Source organism: Flavobacterium sp. P1_E4 (assembly GCF_056405915.1).
The window spans coordinates 99,566-116,239 of sequence record NZ_JBFUBE010000006.1 but is presented as its reverse complement, the minus strand read 5'-3'; the positions used below and the strand labels follow the sequence as shown (position 1 = coordinate 116,239).

The window sequence follows — 16,674 nt, the reverse complement described above, 5'->3', positions numbered from 1 at the left end:
TAGAGCTAATTAGAATTTGGATTTTTTTATTGATAATTTTTCGAATTACATCAAGTTACCTTTTATAATATTGATAAGGGCACTTACAATGTATTGAATACCAATTGCAATAACTATAAAACCAACAATTCTTGAAATTGCTACAATACCAGAGGCGCCAAGTATTTGAGCCAGGTAATGTGCGCTTCTTAGGATTATAAAAATTGCAATAGCGATTGAAAGTATTGCTAGTGATGCAATTATAAGTTCGTTGGTGGAATTATGTTCTTGATAAAATGCGATCAATAAGGAAATAGAACCAGGACCAGCAAGCATTGGAATAGCCAATGGTGTCAAAGCAATGTCATTTCGCTTTTGAGCATCGGTTTCTATCTTTTTATTGATTCCTCGTTTTTTATTGAATTTCCCCGAAAGTAATGAAAAACCAGAACTCACAATTATTAAACCACCTGCAATTCTGAGGGAATCAATGCTAATGCCAAAAAAACTCAAAACATATTTACCTATAAAAAACGAAATGATAAGGATCAAAAATACATTTATGGAAGTCCATAATGAAATTCTTGAACATTCTTGTTTGGAATCGCCTTGAGTTAGACCAACAAAGATTGGAACAGTTCCTATGGGATTTAAAACAGAAAATAATGCAACAAATAAGTAAATAAATAAATCCATTCAGTTTTGGTTTTTTTGATTGTAAAATTACGAATTTATGTATAAATAAGTTTAAACAAGAGTTATCTAATTGTTTATTTCAATAAATGGTGGAACCAATTACAGAATTAATTGAAAGGTGTAATGGTTATTTCTAGGTTTATGGCAAGTATTTAGTTAGTCCTTAATCCTTTTTGATTACTTTTGCAGCTTATATTGATTTAAAATGACAAAAAATAAAAAAACCTTAGTTCTTGGAGCAACTGCAAAACCAGAAAAAGCAGCTTTCAAAGCTATTGAAATGTTAGTTGCCAAAGGGCATTCGGTGCTTGCTTTGGGACAAAATACGGGAGAAGTAGCGGGAATTAAAATAAATACCAAAGCGATTCCAGTTAAAAATATTGATACCATTTCGCTATACATAAATCCGTCACGTCAAAGGGATTATTATAATTATATTGTCGATGCTAAGCCCAAACGTGTTTTGTTTAGTCCGGGAACCGAGAATCCAGAATTTTATCAATTGCTGGAATTGAATAATATAAAGTACGAGGAAGCCTGTACATTGGTTTTGTTGACATTAAATAAATATTAATTTTTTAGATCTATTTACTTCGTCAGTTCGCTTGGCTCGTGTCCAGCTGTCCACTATATCTTTTTTTCTCTTTTGAAAAAAAAGAAAAAAAAAGGATGCCGCCTCCATCTGGGATAAGCCATAACAATCAAGAATTTTAATTGAAATAATTTGATTTTTTTGGAAATATCCGGCATTTGTTTAGTCTAAAAAGAGATGTCTTTGTTTATTTAAAAACAGAGGTATTGTCTTTTAAAATAGATTCGATTTTCTAAATGGCAGTTTGCCAAATTGCTTACTTTTGTATCCATGGAATTTTCTTCAAAACTAATAGAGAAAGCAGTTAATGAAATGGCTCAATTGCCAGGAATTGGTAAAAGAACCGCATTGCGATTAGTTCTGCATATTTTAAAGCAACCCAAAGAACAGGCTGCTTTTTTAGCTCAAGCATTAGTAACAATGCGTGAGGAAATAAAATATTGCAATAGCTGTCATAATATATCAGATAGTGAGGTTTGTGAGATTTGTGCCAATCCAAGTAGAAATCATCAAATTATTTGTGTTGTTGAGGATATTCGAGATGTAATGGCAATCGAAAATACAGGCCAATTCAGAGGAATCTATCATGTTTTAGGAGGTAAAATTTCACCAATTGATGGAGTAGGGCCTAGTCAGCTTACTATTTCTAAGTTGGTAGAGAAAGTCAAGTTAGGTCAAGTCAAAGAGATAATATTTGCTTTAAGCTCAACAATGGAGGGAGATACCACCAATTTTTATATCTATAAACAAATTGCCGATTTGTCTGTAATAGTGTCAACAATAGCTAGGGGAATTGCCGTTGGAGATGAATTAGAATACGCAGATGAAGTTACTCTAGGTCGAAGTATACTACAAAGAGTCCCTTTTGAAAAGTCATTAAAAACTAATTAGCTTGTTTATTAAGTATGATACTTTTTAAATACTAATTGAAAAACTATATTTGTTACTAAATTAACACGAATGAACAAACGTTTTGTCTTTATTTTTTTATTTATCAGTATGTTATTTGCATCCTGTATTCCAGTAAAGGATTTGGTTTATCTTCAAAAAAAGGATAATTCCTCCAATGAAGGACCAGTCGTAATGGTAGAATCAAAACCCTATCGTTTACAAACTCATGATGTATTACAAATCACTATCAAAGCCTCAGATCCAAAATTGGTAGCTATTTTTAATCCAACTGCGGATGGTGCTGAAATAAAACTAACAGAATCTGGATTATATTTTGACGGTTTTACTGTTGATGATCATGGCAATATCAGAATCCCTGTTTTGGGAGAGATGAATGTTATGGGATTTACTTTAGAGGAAGTACGTGTTAGTGTTGAAAAAAGATTGTTAGCTGATTATTTTAAAGATAATGCCAGTATTTTTGTAGTGGTTAAATTAGCTGGTTTTCGATATACCATTAATGGGGAAGTAAACAGTACAGGTACCAAAACTTTGTTTCAGGAAAAAGTAAATATAATGGAAGCTATTGCCAATGCTGGGGATATAACCACAACCGGAAACAGAAAAGCAGTAACTATTATCAGACAAACTCCAAATGGAACCGAGATGAAGGACTTGGATTTAACCAACATTAATGTAATGAATTCACCGTATTACTTTTTGCAGCCTAACGACTATATTTATGTAAAACCGCTTAAGCAAAAAACGTGGGGAACCGGTAGTACTGGAATTCAATCTTTGACAACCCTTATTACATTATTGTCTTTAGTTAGCACCACTTATTTGTTACTTAAAAAATAAAATCAATTTTCCAATATGTTAGATATTAAAGATTTTTCGGTTTTTGAAAATCAGCCCAGTTTTGATTTTAAGGGGTTTTTAATAAAGATATTAAGTTATTGGAAATGGTTTTTACTATCAGTATTTTTTGCATTAATGATTGCGTATCAGGTTAATATACGCAAAGAGAAAATTTACGAAATCGAAACCCTAATTTCGGTTAAAGAAGAAACCAATCCACTTTTTACATCCAGTACCAACTTGGTTTTTAATTGGGGTGGCGCTTCGGATCAAATGCAGACAATCTCCACGACTTTACAGTCCCGCTCACACAATGAATTGGTGGTAGATAAATTACAATTTTATATTGATTATTTGGTACAAGGAGAATATAATCTTGTAGACGCTTATGGAGCCGTTCCATTTCATCTGGAGATTGATAAAAAACAGGGGCAATTAGCTGGGAATTTAATAGGTATTAAATTTATTAGTGAAAATGAATATGAATTGAGAATTCCCTTTGAAGGAACATCTGTATCACTGATTCATTATTCTGATAATAGTCACAGCAATACATCAGTTGTTGAGGGAGAATTTATTAAAAGGTACAAAGTTGGTCAAAAAGTATCTTTGCCTTTTTTGAATTGGGAATTGCAAATTAATGACAATCCAGGTATATATAAAGGGAATGAATACTTTGTAAGATTCAATGATTTTGACGGTACAGTTTCGAATTATAGAAACATAAATGTTAAAACTGATGATAAAGGAAGTTCTATAATCACTTTGGGGATGCAGGGTACCAATAAAGCCCGAATGGTAGACTATCTGAATTCGACCGTAAATATGTTGATAAAAAGGCAGTTAGATAGTAAAAATCAATTTGCTACAAACACCATCAATTTTATTGACAGCACACTTGTTGCGATGGAATCTCAACTCAAACTGACGGGTGACGAGCTGAAGTCATTTAGAAAAGATAAAAATATTTATGAGGTTGAAGAAGGTGGCGGGGCTAAATTTTCAGATAAGATCCTCGATTTTGATGTTGAAAGAGACGCTGTAAACCGAAAAATAGCCTATTATAATTCTTTAAAATCTTATTTGAGAAACAGTGTTGATTATTCGAAACTACCTGCGCCTTCTGTGGCTGGAATTGAGGATCCTAATATTGTGGTCAATGTATCTAAATTAATAGCACTTTCAACCGAAAGATCAGAGATGGCTTATGCCGTAAAAAGCGAAAAAATATTTAGGGACTTTGATAATCAAATGGAAGCGGTTAAAAACGTTTTATTAGAAAATATTACTACTGCAAAAAGTTCTTTGGAATATGATTTGGCAATTGTGGAGAGTAAAATTAATCAAGCAGAAAGTAAGATAAAGCGTCTCCCGGACGATCAACAAGAATTAATAAAAATCAAAAGGAAATATGACTTAAACGATAATATATACAGTACATTTCTTCAAAAAAGAAGTGAAGCTGATATTGTAAAAGCAGCCAATCTTTCTGATATTCATTTTATAGATTCCGCAAAAGATATAGGAGGAGGTCTTATTGGACCCAAGACAGGAGTGAATTATATATTAGCTTTATTTCTAGGGTTGTTGTTGCCTTTGTTGGTTATTGTTGTTCTTTTTTTTATTAATAATACCATTCAAAATCCAGATGATATCAGTAAATTAACAAAGATTCCGTTAATTGGGATTGTTGGAATAAATAGTGATCATAATAATTTGGCAGTATTTGAAAAGCCAAAATCCGCATTGTCAGAATCCTTTAGGGCTATTCGTTCCTCTCTTCAATTTTTATATAAAAAGAGTAATGTCGCCGGAGCAAAAACATTGATGATAACGTCCTCTGTAAGTGGTGAAGGAAAAACATTTTGTTCCATAAATATTGCCACAGTATTTGCTTTAAGCGAAAAAAAGACTGTAATTGTAGGGTTGGATTTAAGAAAACCTAGATTGTTTGATGAATTTAATTTGGCCAATACAGTTGGAGTAGTTAATTATTTGATTAAGGACAAAAGTCTGGAGGAGATTGTAAATCATACTTCAGTCCCTTTCCTTGATGTAATATTTTCGGGTCCCATACCGCCCAATCCATCAGAATTAATAATGAGTGATGGCATGAAAGATTTAATAGACGAGCTAAAAACTAAGTATGATTATATTATCTTGGACACGCCTCCAGTTGGTTTGGTAGCAGATTCATTAGAGTTGGCACAATATTGTGATGTTACCTTATATATTGTTAGACAAAATTTCACTAAAAAAGAAATGATAACATTATTGAATAATAGAGTAAATCGAGACGAGCTTCATAATACCAGTATTATTTTGAATGGTTTTGAGAATAAAGCTAAATATGGAGGAGGTTATGGTTATGGCTATGGTTATGGAAACGGTAATTACTCAAATGGATATCATGAGGTTGAAAAGAAAAAAAGTTTAATTGAAAAATTAGTAAGAAAGAAAAAATAATTACATCTGTTTTAAAAATAATTTAAAAATGGCAGAAAACAGTAAAATGAAAATACTAATTACGGGAGGAGCTGGATTTATTGGATCAAATCTATGTGAGTATTTTTTATCGAAAGAATATAAAGTAGTTTGTTTGGATAATTTTGCGACAGGTTATCGTCATAACTTAAAAGATTTTATTGAGGATGATAATTTTAGTTTGATAGAAGGAGATATAAGGAATTTAGAAACATGTCAACAAGCAGTACAAGGGGTTGATTATGTATTGCATCAAGCGGCATTAGGTTCAGTACCCAGATCGATAAATGACCCAATTACAACCAATGATGTCAATGTTTCTGGTTTTTTGAACATGTTAGTAGCTTCAAGAGATGCCAATGTAAAACGATTTGTATATGCAGCTAGTTCTTCAACTTATGGCGATTCTGAGGGATTGCCAAAAATAGAAGATGTCATTGGGAAACCACTTTCTCCTTACGCAATTACAAAATATGTAAATGAGTTATATGCTGAAATTTTCAGTAGAACTTATGGGTTGGAAACTATTGGATTGCGTTATTTTAATGTATTTGGGCGGAAACAAGATCCCAATGGAGCTTATGCGGCTGTCATTCCAAAGTTTGTGTTGCAATTAATGCAACATGAGAGTCCAAGAATAAATGGAGACGGTAATTATTCAAGGGATTTCACGTATATCGATAATGTTATTCAGATGAATGAGTTGGCAATGATGACTAAAAATCCAGAAGCAGTGAATACAGTTTATAATACCGCTTATGGAGATCGTAATACATTAAATGATTTGGTAGGCTACTTAAAAACTTTTTTGGGAGAATACGATCCAAAGATTGAACATGTAGTAATTGAATATGGGCCGAATAGAGCTGGGGATATTCCTCATTCATTGGCCAGTATTGATAAGGCTAAAAGAATGCTGGGATATAATCCAGTATATTCTTTACAAGAAGGGCTGAAAGAAGCTGTGGGATGGTATTTGGAAAATCTTAAAAAAAAATCAGAATAGAGAAAATAGAATAACGATATGGAAATTACAAAAATTTGTTGCATCGGGGCGGGATATGTTGGTGGGCCAACTATGGCTGTTATAGCACAAAAATGCCCTCACATTCAAGTTACAGTTGTTGATTTGAATACAGAAAGAATTTTGGCATGGAATGATGAAAATACTGATAATATTCCAATTTATGAACCTGGTCTAGACGCTATTGTTGCTGAAGCTAGAGGAAGAAACTTGTTTTTTTCTACAGAAGTAGATAAAGCAATAGATGAAGCCCAAATTATTTTTATTTCCGTAAACACACCTACGAAGACATACGGAAAAGGAAAAGGAATGGCAGCTGATTTGAAGTATATTGAATTGTGCGCTAGGCAAATAGCTAGAGTTTCTAAAAGCAATAAAATTGTTGTTGAGAAATCTACTTTGCCAGTACGTACTGCTGAGGCTATAAAAAGTATTCTTGACATGACTGGAAATGGTGTTCAGTTTCAGATATTGTCGAATCCGGAATTTCTTGCTGAGGGTACAGCAGTTCAAGATTTATTGAGTCCAGACCGAATATTGATTGGGGGCGATACTTCTGTAGAAGGACAAAAAGCGATTCAAGCCTTGGTAGATGTCTATTCGAATTGGGTGAGTCCAGAGAAAATATTGACGACTAATGTTTGGTCCTCAGAGTTGTCAAAATTGACTGCAAATGCATTTTTGGCCCAAAGAATCTCGTCAATCAATGCTATGTCTGAGCTATGTGAAAAAACAGGTGCCGACGTTAACGAAGTAGCTAAAGCTATAGGTATGGATAGTCGAATTGGTCCCAAATTCTTAAAAGCTTCGGTTGGATTTGGAGGTTCCTGTTTTCAAAAAGATATTTTGAATTTGGTTTATATCGCAAAATCATATGGATTGAATGAAGTAGCGGATTATTGGGAACAGGTGATTATTATGAATGACCATCAAAAGCGCCGCTTTTCAAACAATATAGTGCAAACTCTTTACAATACTGTTGCCGATAAAAAGATTGCATTTTTGGGTTGGGCTTTCAAGAAAGATACCAATGATACAAGAGAGTCAGCAGCGATATATGTGGCAAATGATTTGATTAATGAACAAGCAAAAATTGCAGTATATGACCCGAAAGTATCTCGTAAAAAAATGCTTTCTGACTTGGATTATTTAGAGACGAGAACTACAGAGGAAAATGCAAATAATGTCATTACGTTTGATAATCCATATTTGACTTGCGAAAAAGCACATGCTATTGCAGTACTTACTGAATGGGATGAATTTGTACAATATGATTGGAAAAAAATATATGATAGTATGCAGAAACCAGCTTTTGTTTTTGATGGAAGAAATATCTTGAATAAAAAAGAATTAGAGGAGATTGGTTTTGTGTATCAGGCTATCGGTTCTTGATTGTTTTGTTATGGTGAATGATGGATTGTAAATAGGGTTATAGCTTGGTTTTGGTTATATTGAAGATCAAATTACTGTTTAAAAGATTGAGTAACATTTAGCGAACAAAATTTTTATAAAAAAAAGGGCTATTTTTTTAAAATTAGTCCTTTTTTTATGCTTTTGCGTGAAAAATTAATGGTCTTCAATAATAGAAGATGCTGAATTGATTTCTCGCAAGATGTGGAGACACAAAAAAGGTTTTACTATTTTTGACTTAGAGTCTTTAGGTGAAAAAATGTGGCTTAATTTAATACCTTGACCTGGGTGTTCCGTTTTGAGAACGGGAGTGAGGAATAGTTTTTAGTCGCTATTTAAAACTCTGTAGTTTTTAGGTAAGTAAATAGATTCTTTTCTTGTAATGATGCACTTTTAATGGTTTTACTTGTTTATTATTAGATGATTATGTTTTTTTATAGACTGCTTATTAAACATGTTTGATTGTAATTGAGAAGAGTGACAGCCCTTTTGGCTTTTTGCATCCTATCCGATTATACAACGTAAAACATGCTCTAGCTGCAAGCCCGAATACAAACAAAATTCCTCTATGGAAATTAATTGATGCGGTTCTTTGCTCAGGCTGACTTTAATTTTGATTAAATACAACCTTGCCTGTCTGTATGTTTTACCGGTAATACGTTGTACATCTTTGGGATAAATACACACCCTGATGTTTGCTCCTATCACACTACCACTTTTAATACATTATCTATACTTAGGATAGGGCTTTGAGTACCTTTTCCTAACTGGAACAAATTTAAGAAAATTACTTCACTTTTGAATAACTTAAATAGGTTATTATAGGCTTTTTACTACCGTTTTTTACCATTGCCTTTTGAAATTTGATTTAAATGATGGAATATTTGCTGAGATCAATCCCGATTTAGTTGCAACGAATATTCAGGACGAAAGAGTAGATCAATCATTTTTAAACTTAAACTTAAATTTTAAACTATTATGGCAAAACAAAAAGGCATAATTAAATTGAAAGGTACTATCGGGGATATTACTTTTTACAAATCAAAAGATGGGTACATTGCCCGTGAAAAAGGAGGCATTGATGCGAACCGAATTGCCAATGATCCTGCTTTTCAGCGTACTCGTGAGAATGGAGCTGAGTTTGGTAGGGCAGGAAAAGCGGGGAAAACATTGCGCTTGGCTCTGCGTACTTTGCTACTGAATTCKTCAGACAGCAGAATGGTCAGYCGACTTACSCAAYTRATGATGAARGTAATTCAGGCGGATGCGACCAATGAACGTGGGCTTCGAAACGTCATTGATGGTGAGGCAGAATTGCTTAGGGGTTTTGATTTTAACATTACCGGAAAATTAGGCACAACATTATTTGCTCCATTTACCGGAGGTATTGATCGCGTTACCGGTGCCATCACAGTCGACTTGGAATCCTTCATACCTGCAAATATGATAGCCGCACCTGGAGGGACTACCCATTTTAAAATCATATCGGCTGGGGCTGAAATTGATTTTGAAGCAGAAACATTTGTGACAGCCAATTCTGAAACGGCAATTTTGCCTTGGGACAGTAACCCAACGGTGGCCATCAACCATTTGAATACTGTGACGGCCAATAGTACCAAGCCCTTATTTCTTGTGGTAGGTATAGAGTTCTATCAAGGTGTAAATGGTCGTATGTATCCTTTAAAGAACGGTGCATTTAATCCAGCATCATTGGTGCAGGTAAGTGGATTGTAGATGGATTTAGTATTATCCAGAACTTATTTCTCTGACGGAACTAATGGAAAACTCGAATGTAAGGGCAGATTCATTTGCTATACTATTGAATTGCCCTGGCACGATAATGCCAAACGAGTTTCCTGTATTCCAGAAGGKGAATATGTATTAAGAAAGCGATACAGTAAGAAGTTTCGATGGCATATTGAGGTAGTTGATGTGGAAAACAGAAGTTTTATTTTGTTTCATCCCGCCAATAATGCCTTAAGAGAATTGAATGGCTGTATYGCTCCAGTGACGAAACTTTCAGGCCCCGGTTTGGGGCTTGAATCGCGACAAGCTTTCATCAAATTGAAAAGTTTAGTTTATAAAAGCGTGGAGCGAGAGGAAACTGTTTTATTAATTGTTAAATCTTAATCCTTCGACTCCGCTCAGGATGACAGGGTATAAAAAAAATAATGTTATGAATATAGTAAAAAGAGCGAAAGCTCCCGTGYCAAAATTTTTTAAAGTGCTTCGAAATATCGGATTGGCATTGGCWACTGTTGGYGGAACWGTTTTGRCCGCACCAATTGCTTTGCCTCTAGTGGTTAGTTCTATTGGTGGTTATTTGGCTGTTGCAGGTGGTGTATTATCTGCKGTTAGTCAGCTTACGACCCTAAACGATGATTTGAATGCCGTCCAGTAATCCCACATTAATTGGTACAGCTGGCGGTACGTTTTTGAGTGTGTTACCGAATTTACATTCGGAAGATGTTTTTAAAACTGTTTTATTGGCTGCACTTGGAGCTGTTGTCAGTTTTATATTGTCTATGATGCTTAAATTTATCGTTAAGAAGTATAGGAAGTAGTTTTTGTTAAGTCATTTGACTTAGTGTAATGTTAGAGAAAGCCCAAACCGAAAGGAATGGGCTTTTTTTGTTGAATTGTTGAATCGTTTAATTGTTGAATCGTTTAATTGTTGAGGGGGGTAATTGTTTAATTGTTGGGATGGTTAATCTTTTAATTATTGAATTTTTTTATTTATGAAGAGCATTTTACTTTTTTCCTTGATGAAAAAAGTAACAAAAAAATATTCATGGGTTATTATTGTTTTTTGGTATTCATGAATCTTCGATTTCAAACCTGAATATTTTTAAACAAAAAATCATCGGACGGATTTCCCTATAGTGACCCCAGCCACTCGTGTTTCACACTCGACTCGGGGGTCACTCCCTGCGGCCAACGCGCAAATCTTTATCGTTATTTTGTCTTTAAAAATATAAGGGCGGGGGAAAGGAGGTTTTCATGAGTTTATAGTTGCTGTTGCCAATTTTACTAGGATTGTGGAGCTACCGGTGAGATCCTTCCTTCGTCAGGATTAACAACATTGTGTGGAATGTTATCGTTTGTCTTTGACATCTTTATCGAAAGCGACGAGGTTTAGTGTGGAGCGCAATCGGGAACGGACGCGGTTTCCGTAGGTGGTTTCGATTTCGGAAGCGGATAGGTTGGTGGTGATGTGGGTTATTATTTTTTTGGCTATGAATTGGTCGTAACGACTTAAAAGAATTTCGGCCATGACATTGCATTCGTTGCCGAAGTATTTGAGATTGTTTTCGGTTCCTAGATCATCGAAACAAATTGTTTTGGGAGCGGACTTACTGTATTTGTGAATGATTTCATAACCGTCTTTAATGAATTCAAAACTGATGTCACGGCATGGTTTAATGGAAAATTTGTGTGCTGGAGATGTAAGGTCTTTCATTAAATTCATCAGTGTTGTTTTGCCACAGCCAACAGGACCAGAAAGCAGTATTCCTTTATCGAGGTTGATTCCATATTGTAAACACATTTGTTTGTCTTTGAGGAAGTATGCAATTAGTTTAAAAATAATGGGATAATCGCTTTCGAGGATTTTGAAATGATTGCCGTAACGTTCATTACCCTTCTTTTCAAGCCAGATAATCACTGCTGAATAATTATACGTTTCATTCATAATAAATTTAGTTTTATAAGAGTCAAGAGTGAAGAATCAAGAGTGAAGAGTCAAGAGTGAAAAGTGAAAAGTGAAGAGTCAAGAGTGAAGAATCAAGAGTGAAGAATCAAGAATCAAGAGTGAAGAGTGAAGAGTGAAGAGTCAAGAATCAAGAGTGAAGAGTGAAGAGTGAAGAGTGAAGAGTCAAGAGTGAAAAGTGAAGAGAATACATGATGGTCACAGATTAAAAAAATCAACACAGATTTTTGCACTCTTAAATCCCTCCTCGATTGAGAGGGATTTTGAGAGAGTTTGGGGTTAGTTAAAGGGGTTCGGAGTAATTTTTGCTGTTTTTTGTGCTGAGGTGTTTTGCTCTGTTTGGTTTTTCAGTGGTTTTGAATTTGTCTGTGTTTAGTATCCAGTTTTGTGCTGCCGCTATCCAGTCGACCATTGGGGTTTTGCCACCAACTAGCCAGCCGTTGCTGGAGTAGTAATTAAAAAATTTTTGGGCTTCGAGTTCTGGAAAGTTTTTTTGCTCAAAGTAGGTTTTGATTTCATCAAAAGTAGGATTGATTTTTTCTTTTTTTTCGGCACTATTATAATTATCGATATGCGAATTTTTTTCTATTTTGTCTTTTTCGTAGTTGGAGAAAGCCATATGCATTTTGAAATTTTGCGATGGTGCGTCCAAGTTTGAAATGTTTAAATTGTTTGTTTTGTTTATATAGTTTATAGAAGATACCAGTGCTTGTTCACTGGCTGTTTCACTACTTGTTTCTTGCCTGTTCAGAAGCTGTTCAGTTTTTTGTTCTTTATTCTGGGTATTGCTTACTCTTTTTTGAACTGGTTTTGGGTCATCTGAAAAATTGAAGAGCACTACCATGCTGCCCTTAAAAGGATTGAACGAAGGCATGTATTTGATGTATTTTTTTTCATTCAATTCTCTCATGCATTTGTGATAAGTTGCCTTTGAACAAATCTTGCTGATATGCATCACTTCTTCCCGGGTTATGCTTATGGGATTTTTAAAACGGTTGACATTCCAAAATTGGAATAGTGCCATGTATAAACTAATGTGGGTTGGATTGAGGCTTGGGTCTTCGATTATTCTATCGAAGAATCCTGTAAGGTGTTTGATGTAGTTCATTTTTTATAAGTTGCTAAGGGATTCCTAATTGTATTTTTTTGTGGCCGTTGTTGTGGAATTATTTACATAAATTGGAAATAGAGTTGACTTTGTTCTTCTCCAGTAGTTTATCTATCTCTTGATTTTCATAGTAAATAGTGCCTCCGATTTTGGTGTAAGATAGTGTGCCGTTGATACGGAGGTTTTTGAGTGTTCCTGGGGAAATGTTAAGGAGTTTGATGATTTCTTTGGATTTGAGCCATTTCTTGTTATTGTTTGGTTCGGCTGATTGAAGCATTTTTTGAATTTCCTGTAATAGATCGATTTTGAATTCGTAAAGGTCTTCGGTTGTAATAATGGATGCTGCCATGATTTTTGTTTTAGATTAATACTGTTTGATAAGCTTTTACAAAATTCAATAGCTTTTGCTGGATTTTATCCCAATGGCTTTCGGAGTACCGAAAAAATTTAACATTTAAAGATTGTAAAGTCTTGGTTTTATTGAGAAACTATTCTTAAAAAAAATTGCCTCATTACTTCTGGTCAAATACATTCTCTTTTTGAACTCTATTCATTAGGTGATTTTGTGATAAAGACAAATTGTAGCTCTGTTTTAAATCAGGATTTACTGGTGGTGAGGTTTCGTAGTTACGATTAAGCTAATTATTGTTTTTGAAGAGGATTTTACTTTTTTCCTTGATGAAAAAAGTAACAAAAAAATATTCATGGGTTATTATTGTTTTTTGGTATTCATGAATCTTCGATTTCAAGCCTGAATATTTTTACATCAAAAATCATCTGACGGCTTTTTTATATCGTGACCCCAGCCGCTTCGCTCGGGGGGCACTTCCAACGGCCAGAGCGCAAATCCTTACCGTGATTTAGACTTGGCAACTATAAGGGTGGGAAGTGGACGTTTTCATGAGTTTATTGCATTGCTGATTTTGACTTGGGTTGTGGAGCTACTAGCGGAGATCCCTCATTCTTCGGGATGACAATATTGTGCGGAATTGTGGTCAACGAGTGAATGGTCATGATGAATCATAAAAAAAACAGTAGCTCCCTTTTTAAGGAGTTACTGCTTCTAGCTTTCGTAGTAACGTTTTTAGTCTTGGTCTTCTCTCGCCATTTTTTGCTGTAGATTAAGTGTTAGTTCTTCGAGGAATTTTGTTTTACTGCTTTTACGAGCTTTGATTTCGGTGTAGGTTTTATAGATGTTATCTAGTTTGATGTTGAAAAAATCTTCAAAGGATGCCGATATCGTATTAATGTCTGCAGCACCATGATTGATTGTCCCATTCGAAAATAAGGCATAGATCAGTTCTGTCAAAGCTGTTTTTGGTCCTGTCCAAACCAATACTTTGTGTTTTTTTTCTTCAAATATTTCTGAATCATCCACTTGCAGTCTTTTGAGCGCTTGCCGGATGTAATGAATGAATCGGTACATCGCTTTTACTTTTGCCCAAAGCATGTCTTGTGATGTTGAAAATTCAGGAAATTGATAGTGATCAGTCATTGGTGTAAATGGGAAATTATCTCGATGGTTTCTGGTGAAAAATTGATGATCCAGATAACTGTATCCTTGTTCCATGTAATGCACAAAATCGGCATTTTTATAAAAGAACTTATTGATTTTTCGCAATTCTTTTTGAAGAAACTGGATTTTATAGGAGTTACCGGCTTTAGGCATTCTTAGTTCACAGGAACGCACTTCGGTAAAATAAATCAATAAACTCATGGGAATGGGTTTGATATTTTTGAAAAAATCAATCTCCTCCGGAACTGTATTGAAATCTTTTTTATCCACTATCTCTTTTAAATTCGTTAATGTTTTATTGCATAATACTATTCCATTGCTAGATTTATTTTGCATCGTTTCGTTTGCTTCTAAAATTTCATTGCAAGTACCATTAAATGCTTCAATTGTTTTTTTAAACATTATTTTAAATATTAGTTGTCAGTATACTTTGTTATTTTACAATTGATTTGTAATCATTTTGCAAAGTATTCATAAGTTCCATTGTGTAATTATCTCTTGTCTGAACATAGGCTACTTTTGGAATTACTCTAGCTCCTAATTTTCTTTTTTCAAAGGAAGCAGACAACCCAAAGTCTATTTTTTGAAACTGCAACTCATTAGCTCTTTTTATTGTCTGAAATAACAATTGCCTGTAGAGTTCGTATTCTTTTGCCCATTTATAATCCATGCCTATTAATTTCAGGACATAAGTATGATTATTGAAATATAAAGCTTCTTTATTTTTTACGCTTGATAAAACTTCATTAAAAGTGTCTATAAAATTGTTGTGTTTGATTTTTGTCATTTTGATGCTTTTTTTGGTTGGTTAATAAAATAGAGAGTCAAAATTGATTATAATAAATGAAAGTATTTTCATCTATTTTTTAAATACTCCCAAATTGACAAGTCAAATTCCCGAATAGACAACAAATACTACAAATTGCAACAAATAATCCCAAATTGGCAACTTTTATATTTCCAATTGTTTCTATTTTTGTTAAATTATAATCTCTTAAATCATAAAACATGATTGCAGCCCATGATTTTTATGAGAATGACTATGCGCGATTTTGGGTTGCCGATGGTATTCTCTTTTTTGAATATAAACCCAATATCATTATTGATCTAAAGGTAGCCCAGTGTGTCGTTATTGATAGAATTCATTTTCAAAACGAAAGGTCTTTTCCTGTTTTGTGTGATATTCGAGGTGTTATTTCAACGGAGAAAGCTGGAAGAGATTATTTAGCTCAATCTGGTTCCATATTAGCAAAAGCTGTGGGGCTTATTGTGCACGAAAAAGTTTCCTTGACCATTAGTACTTTTTATTTGGAGATTAGCAAACCCACTGTACCTACAAAAATTTTCAATAACCAAGATGAAGCATTGGCATACTTGAAGCAGTTTATTTAGCGAAAAGAGTATAGAAAATTGAATACTGATAAAAGATAACATTTAGAGTTATTATGGAGAAACCACATAACCAAAAACGAATTGTTACGATGCATCAAATGCTGTTTGAAATGGCACGTGGCAATTTTAACAGCAGTATTCCATTAAGCCCGTATGATGACGAGTTGGAAACCCTTGTCGTTTTAATTAATATGGTTGCTGAAGAAATGAAAGAGTCTATTTTTCATGTTGGTTACGTCAATACCCATAGTACACGTCCATTTATAACTCAAACCACTTTTGTTTTGGACGCAGATTTTTCTATTAAAAGTTTTACCCCAGAAGTCACTTGTTTTTTAGGTTATTCGGAATCTGAATTGATAAACCAGCCTCTGGCTGGCATTATTACGTCAACTTGTTTGAAACAACTTCATAAAGTACTTGATGAAGGTATTGCATTACCAACAACTATTGCATTAGATTTTACTCCTAAAGAACATTTGCCTATTTCTATTTCCTGCAGTATTGGAAAATTAATTAATCGATCGGAAATTATATTAAATCTTGTTACTCCTGTTCGCCAAGATTCCTATAATCCCATGGCTTATGAAAATGAATATGAGAAACAAGCGAAAACTAGAAAAGTATCTGCTCTTTTGATTCAAAAACTCTATGATTATATCTTAGCTAATCTTGAAGAACCACTTCCATCGTTAAAAGTGCTCTCTCGGCAATTTGGTACTAATGAATATAAATTGAAAGATGGCTTTCGTCATTTTTTTAAGACTAGCATTTATCAGTTTTATAATGACGAACGTTTGAAAAGAGCTTATTTTATGATTCAGCATACAGCCATTCCTTTAAAAAATATTTCTGTAATGAATGGTTTTAATAATTATCCTAATTTTTCAAAATCTTTTAAAAAGCGATTTGGTTTTTCGCCAAACGAAATGAAGCGCGATGAAGTCGGCTCTACTTCTTTAAAAGAAGATTAAATTATAGTCATTCAAACTTAATCCGTTTTGGTTAAGTT

At 34.0% G+C, this 16,674-nt stretch carries 18 protein-coding genes; 12 read left to right on the top strand and 6 right to left on the bottom strand.

What is annotated here, in order from left to right; all coding sequences use genetic code 11:
* Positions 1-45: 45 nt before the first annotated feature.
* Positions 46-675: a MarC family protein gene (locus tag AC1DY0_RS08275; protein ID WP_477188158.1), complete on the bottom strand. Its 630-nt coding sequence runs from the start codon at positions 673-675 to the stop codon at positions 46-48.
* Positions 676-880: 205 nt separating this feature from the next.
* On the opposite strand from AC1DY0_RS08275, the gene AC1DY0_RS08270 reads away from it, so the two are divergent.
* From AC1DY0_RS08270 to AC1DY0_RS08225, 10 genes are all read left to right on the top strand, one after another.
* Positions 881-1,249 carry a CoA-binding protein gene (locus tag AC1DY0_RS08270; RefSeq protein ID WP_477188157.1) on the top strand — a complete coding sequence of 123 codons (369 nt, stop codon included), beginning with the start codon at positions 881-883 and terminating at the stop codon, positions 1,247-1,249.
* Between the two features lie 288 nt (positions 1,250-1,537).
* A complete protein-coding gene (gene recR, locus AC1DY0_RS08265) occupies positions 1,538-2,158 on the top strand; it encodes a recombination mediator RecR (RefSeq protein ID WP_477188156.1) in 621 nt (206 codons plus the stop codon).
* A gap of 69 nt (positions 2,159-2,227) precedes the next feature.
* The gene (locus AC1DY0_RS08260; protein ID WP_477188155.1) at positions 2,228-3,019 is read left to right on the top strand and encodes a polysaccharide biosynthesis/export family protein; all 792 of its coding nucleotides are present in this window, start codon (positions 2,228-2,230) and stop codon (positions 3,017-3,019) included.
* A gap of 15 nt (positions 3,020-3,034) precedes the next feature.
* A complete protein-coding gene (locus tag AC1DY0_RS08255) occupies positions 3,035-5,485 on the top strand; it encodes a polysaccharide biosynthesis tyrosine autokinase (RefSeq protein WP_477188154.1) in 2,451 nt (816 codons plus the stop codon).
* Positions 5,486-5,513: 28 nt separating this feature from the next.
* Complete coding sequence (locus AC1DY0_RS08250; RefSeq protein ID WP_477188153.1) at positions 5,514-6,509, top strand: SDR family oxidoreductase; 996 nt, start codon at positions 5,514-5,516, stop codon at positions 6,507-6,509.
* Between the two features lie 18 nt (positions 6,510-6,527).
* Positions 6,528-7,919 carry a UDP-glucose 6-dehydrogenase gene (locus AC1DY0_RS08245; protein WP_477188152.1) on the top strand — a complete coding sequence of 464 codons (1,392 nt, stop codon included), beginning with the start codon at positions 6,528-6,530 and terminating at the stop codon, positions 7,917-7,919.
* 996 nt (positions 7,920-8,915) lie between these two features.
* Positions 8,916-9,671 carry a hypothetical protein gene (locus AC1DY0_RS08240; RefSeq protein WP_477188151.1) on the top strand — a complete coding sequence of 252 codons (756 nt, stop codon included), beginning with the start codon at positions 8,916-8,918 and terminating at the stop codon, positions 9,669-9,671.
* Positions 9,672-10,067, top strand: coding sequence for a DUF5675 family protein (locus AC1DY0_RS08235; RefSeq protein WP_477188150.1), 396 nt, complete (start codon positions 9,672-9,674; stop codon positions 10,065-10,067).
* Between the two features lie 46 nt (positions 10,068-10,113).
* Positions 10,114-10,338, top strand: a complete 225-nt coding sequence (locus AC1DY0_RS08230; RefSeq protein WP_477188149.1) for a hypothetical protein — start codon at positions 10,114-10,116, stop codon at positions 10,336-10,338.
* Entirely contained in the window at positions 10,325-10,501 is a 177-nt protein-coding gene (locus AC1DY0_RS08225) for a hypothetical protein (protein WP_477188148.1), read from the top strand. Before AC1DY0_RS08230 ends, AC1DY0_RS08225 begins: the two co-directional genes overlap by 14 nt.
* A gap of 530 nt (positions 10,502-11,031) precedes the next feature.
* On the opposite strand, the gene AC1DY0_RS08220 is transcribed toward AC1DY0_RS08225, so the two are convergent.
* From AC1DY0_RS08220 to AC1DY0_RS08200, 5 genes are all read right to left on the bottom strand, one after another.
* Positions 11,032-11,628, bottom strand: coding sequence for an AAA family ATPase (locus AC1DY0_RS08220; protein WP_477188147.1), 597 nt, complete (start codon positions 11,626-11,628; stop codon positions 11,032-11,034).
* A gap of 301 nt (positions 11,629-11,929) precedes the next feature.
* Positions 11,930-12,754, bottom strand: a complete 825-nt coding sequence (locus AC1DY0_RS08215) for a transcriptional regulator (RefSeq protein WP_477188146.1) — start codon at positions 12,752-12,754, stop codon at positions 11,930-11,932.
* Positions 12,755-12,812: 58 nt separating this feature from the next.
* A complete protein-coding gene (locus AC1DY0_RS08210; protein WP_477188145.1) occupies positions 12,813-13,103 on the bottom strand; it encodes a helix-turn-helix domain-containing protein in 291 nt (96 codons plus the stop codon).
* Positions 13,104-13,838: 735 nt separating this feature from the next.
* Positions 13,839-14,672: an RteC domain-containing protein gene (locus tag AC1DY0_RS08205; protein WP_477188144.1), complete on the bottom strand. Its 834-nt coding sequence runs from the start codon at positions 14,670-14,672 to the stop codon at positions 13,839-13,841.
* A 31-nt stretch (positions 14,673-14,703) separates the two neighbouring features.
* Positions 14,704-15,057 carry a hypothetical protein gene (locus tag AC1DY0_RS08200; RefSeq protein WP_477188143.1) on the bottom strand — a complete coding sequence of 118 codons (354 nt, stop codon included), beginning with the start codon at positions 15,055-15,057 and terminating at the stop codon, positions 14,704-14,706.
* Between the two features lie 221 nt (positions 15,058-15,278).
* On the opposite strand from AC1DY0_RS08200, the gene AC1DY0_RS08195 reads away from it, so the two are divergent.
* Both AC1DY0_RS08195 and AC1DY0_RS08190 read left to right on the top strand, forming a co-directional pair.
* Positions 15,279-15,662 carry a DUF7793 family protein gene (locus AC1DY0_RS08195; RefSeq protein WP_477188142.1) on the top strand — a complete coding sequence of 128 codons (384 nt, stop codon included), beginning with the start codon at positions 15,279-15,281 and terminating at the stop codon, positions 15,660-15,662.
* Between the two features lie 53 nt (positions 15,663-15,715).
* Positions 15,716-16,636 carry a helix-turn-helix transcriptional regulator gene (locus tag AC1DY0_RS08190; protein ID WP_477188141.1) on the top strand — a complete coding sequence of 307 codons (921 nt, stop codon included), beginning with the start codon at positions 15,716-15,718 and terminating at the stop codon, positions 16,634-16,636.
* Positions 16,637-16,674 lie beyond the last annotated feature (38 nt).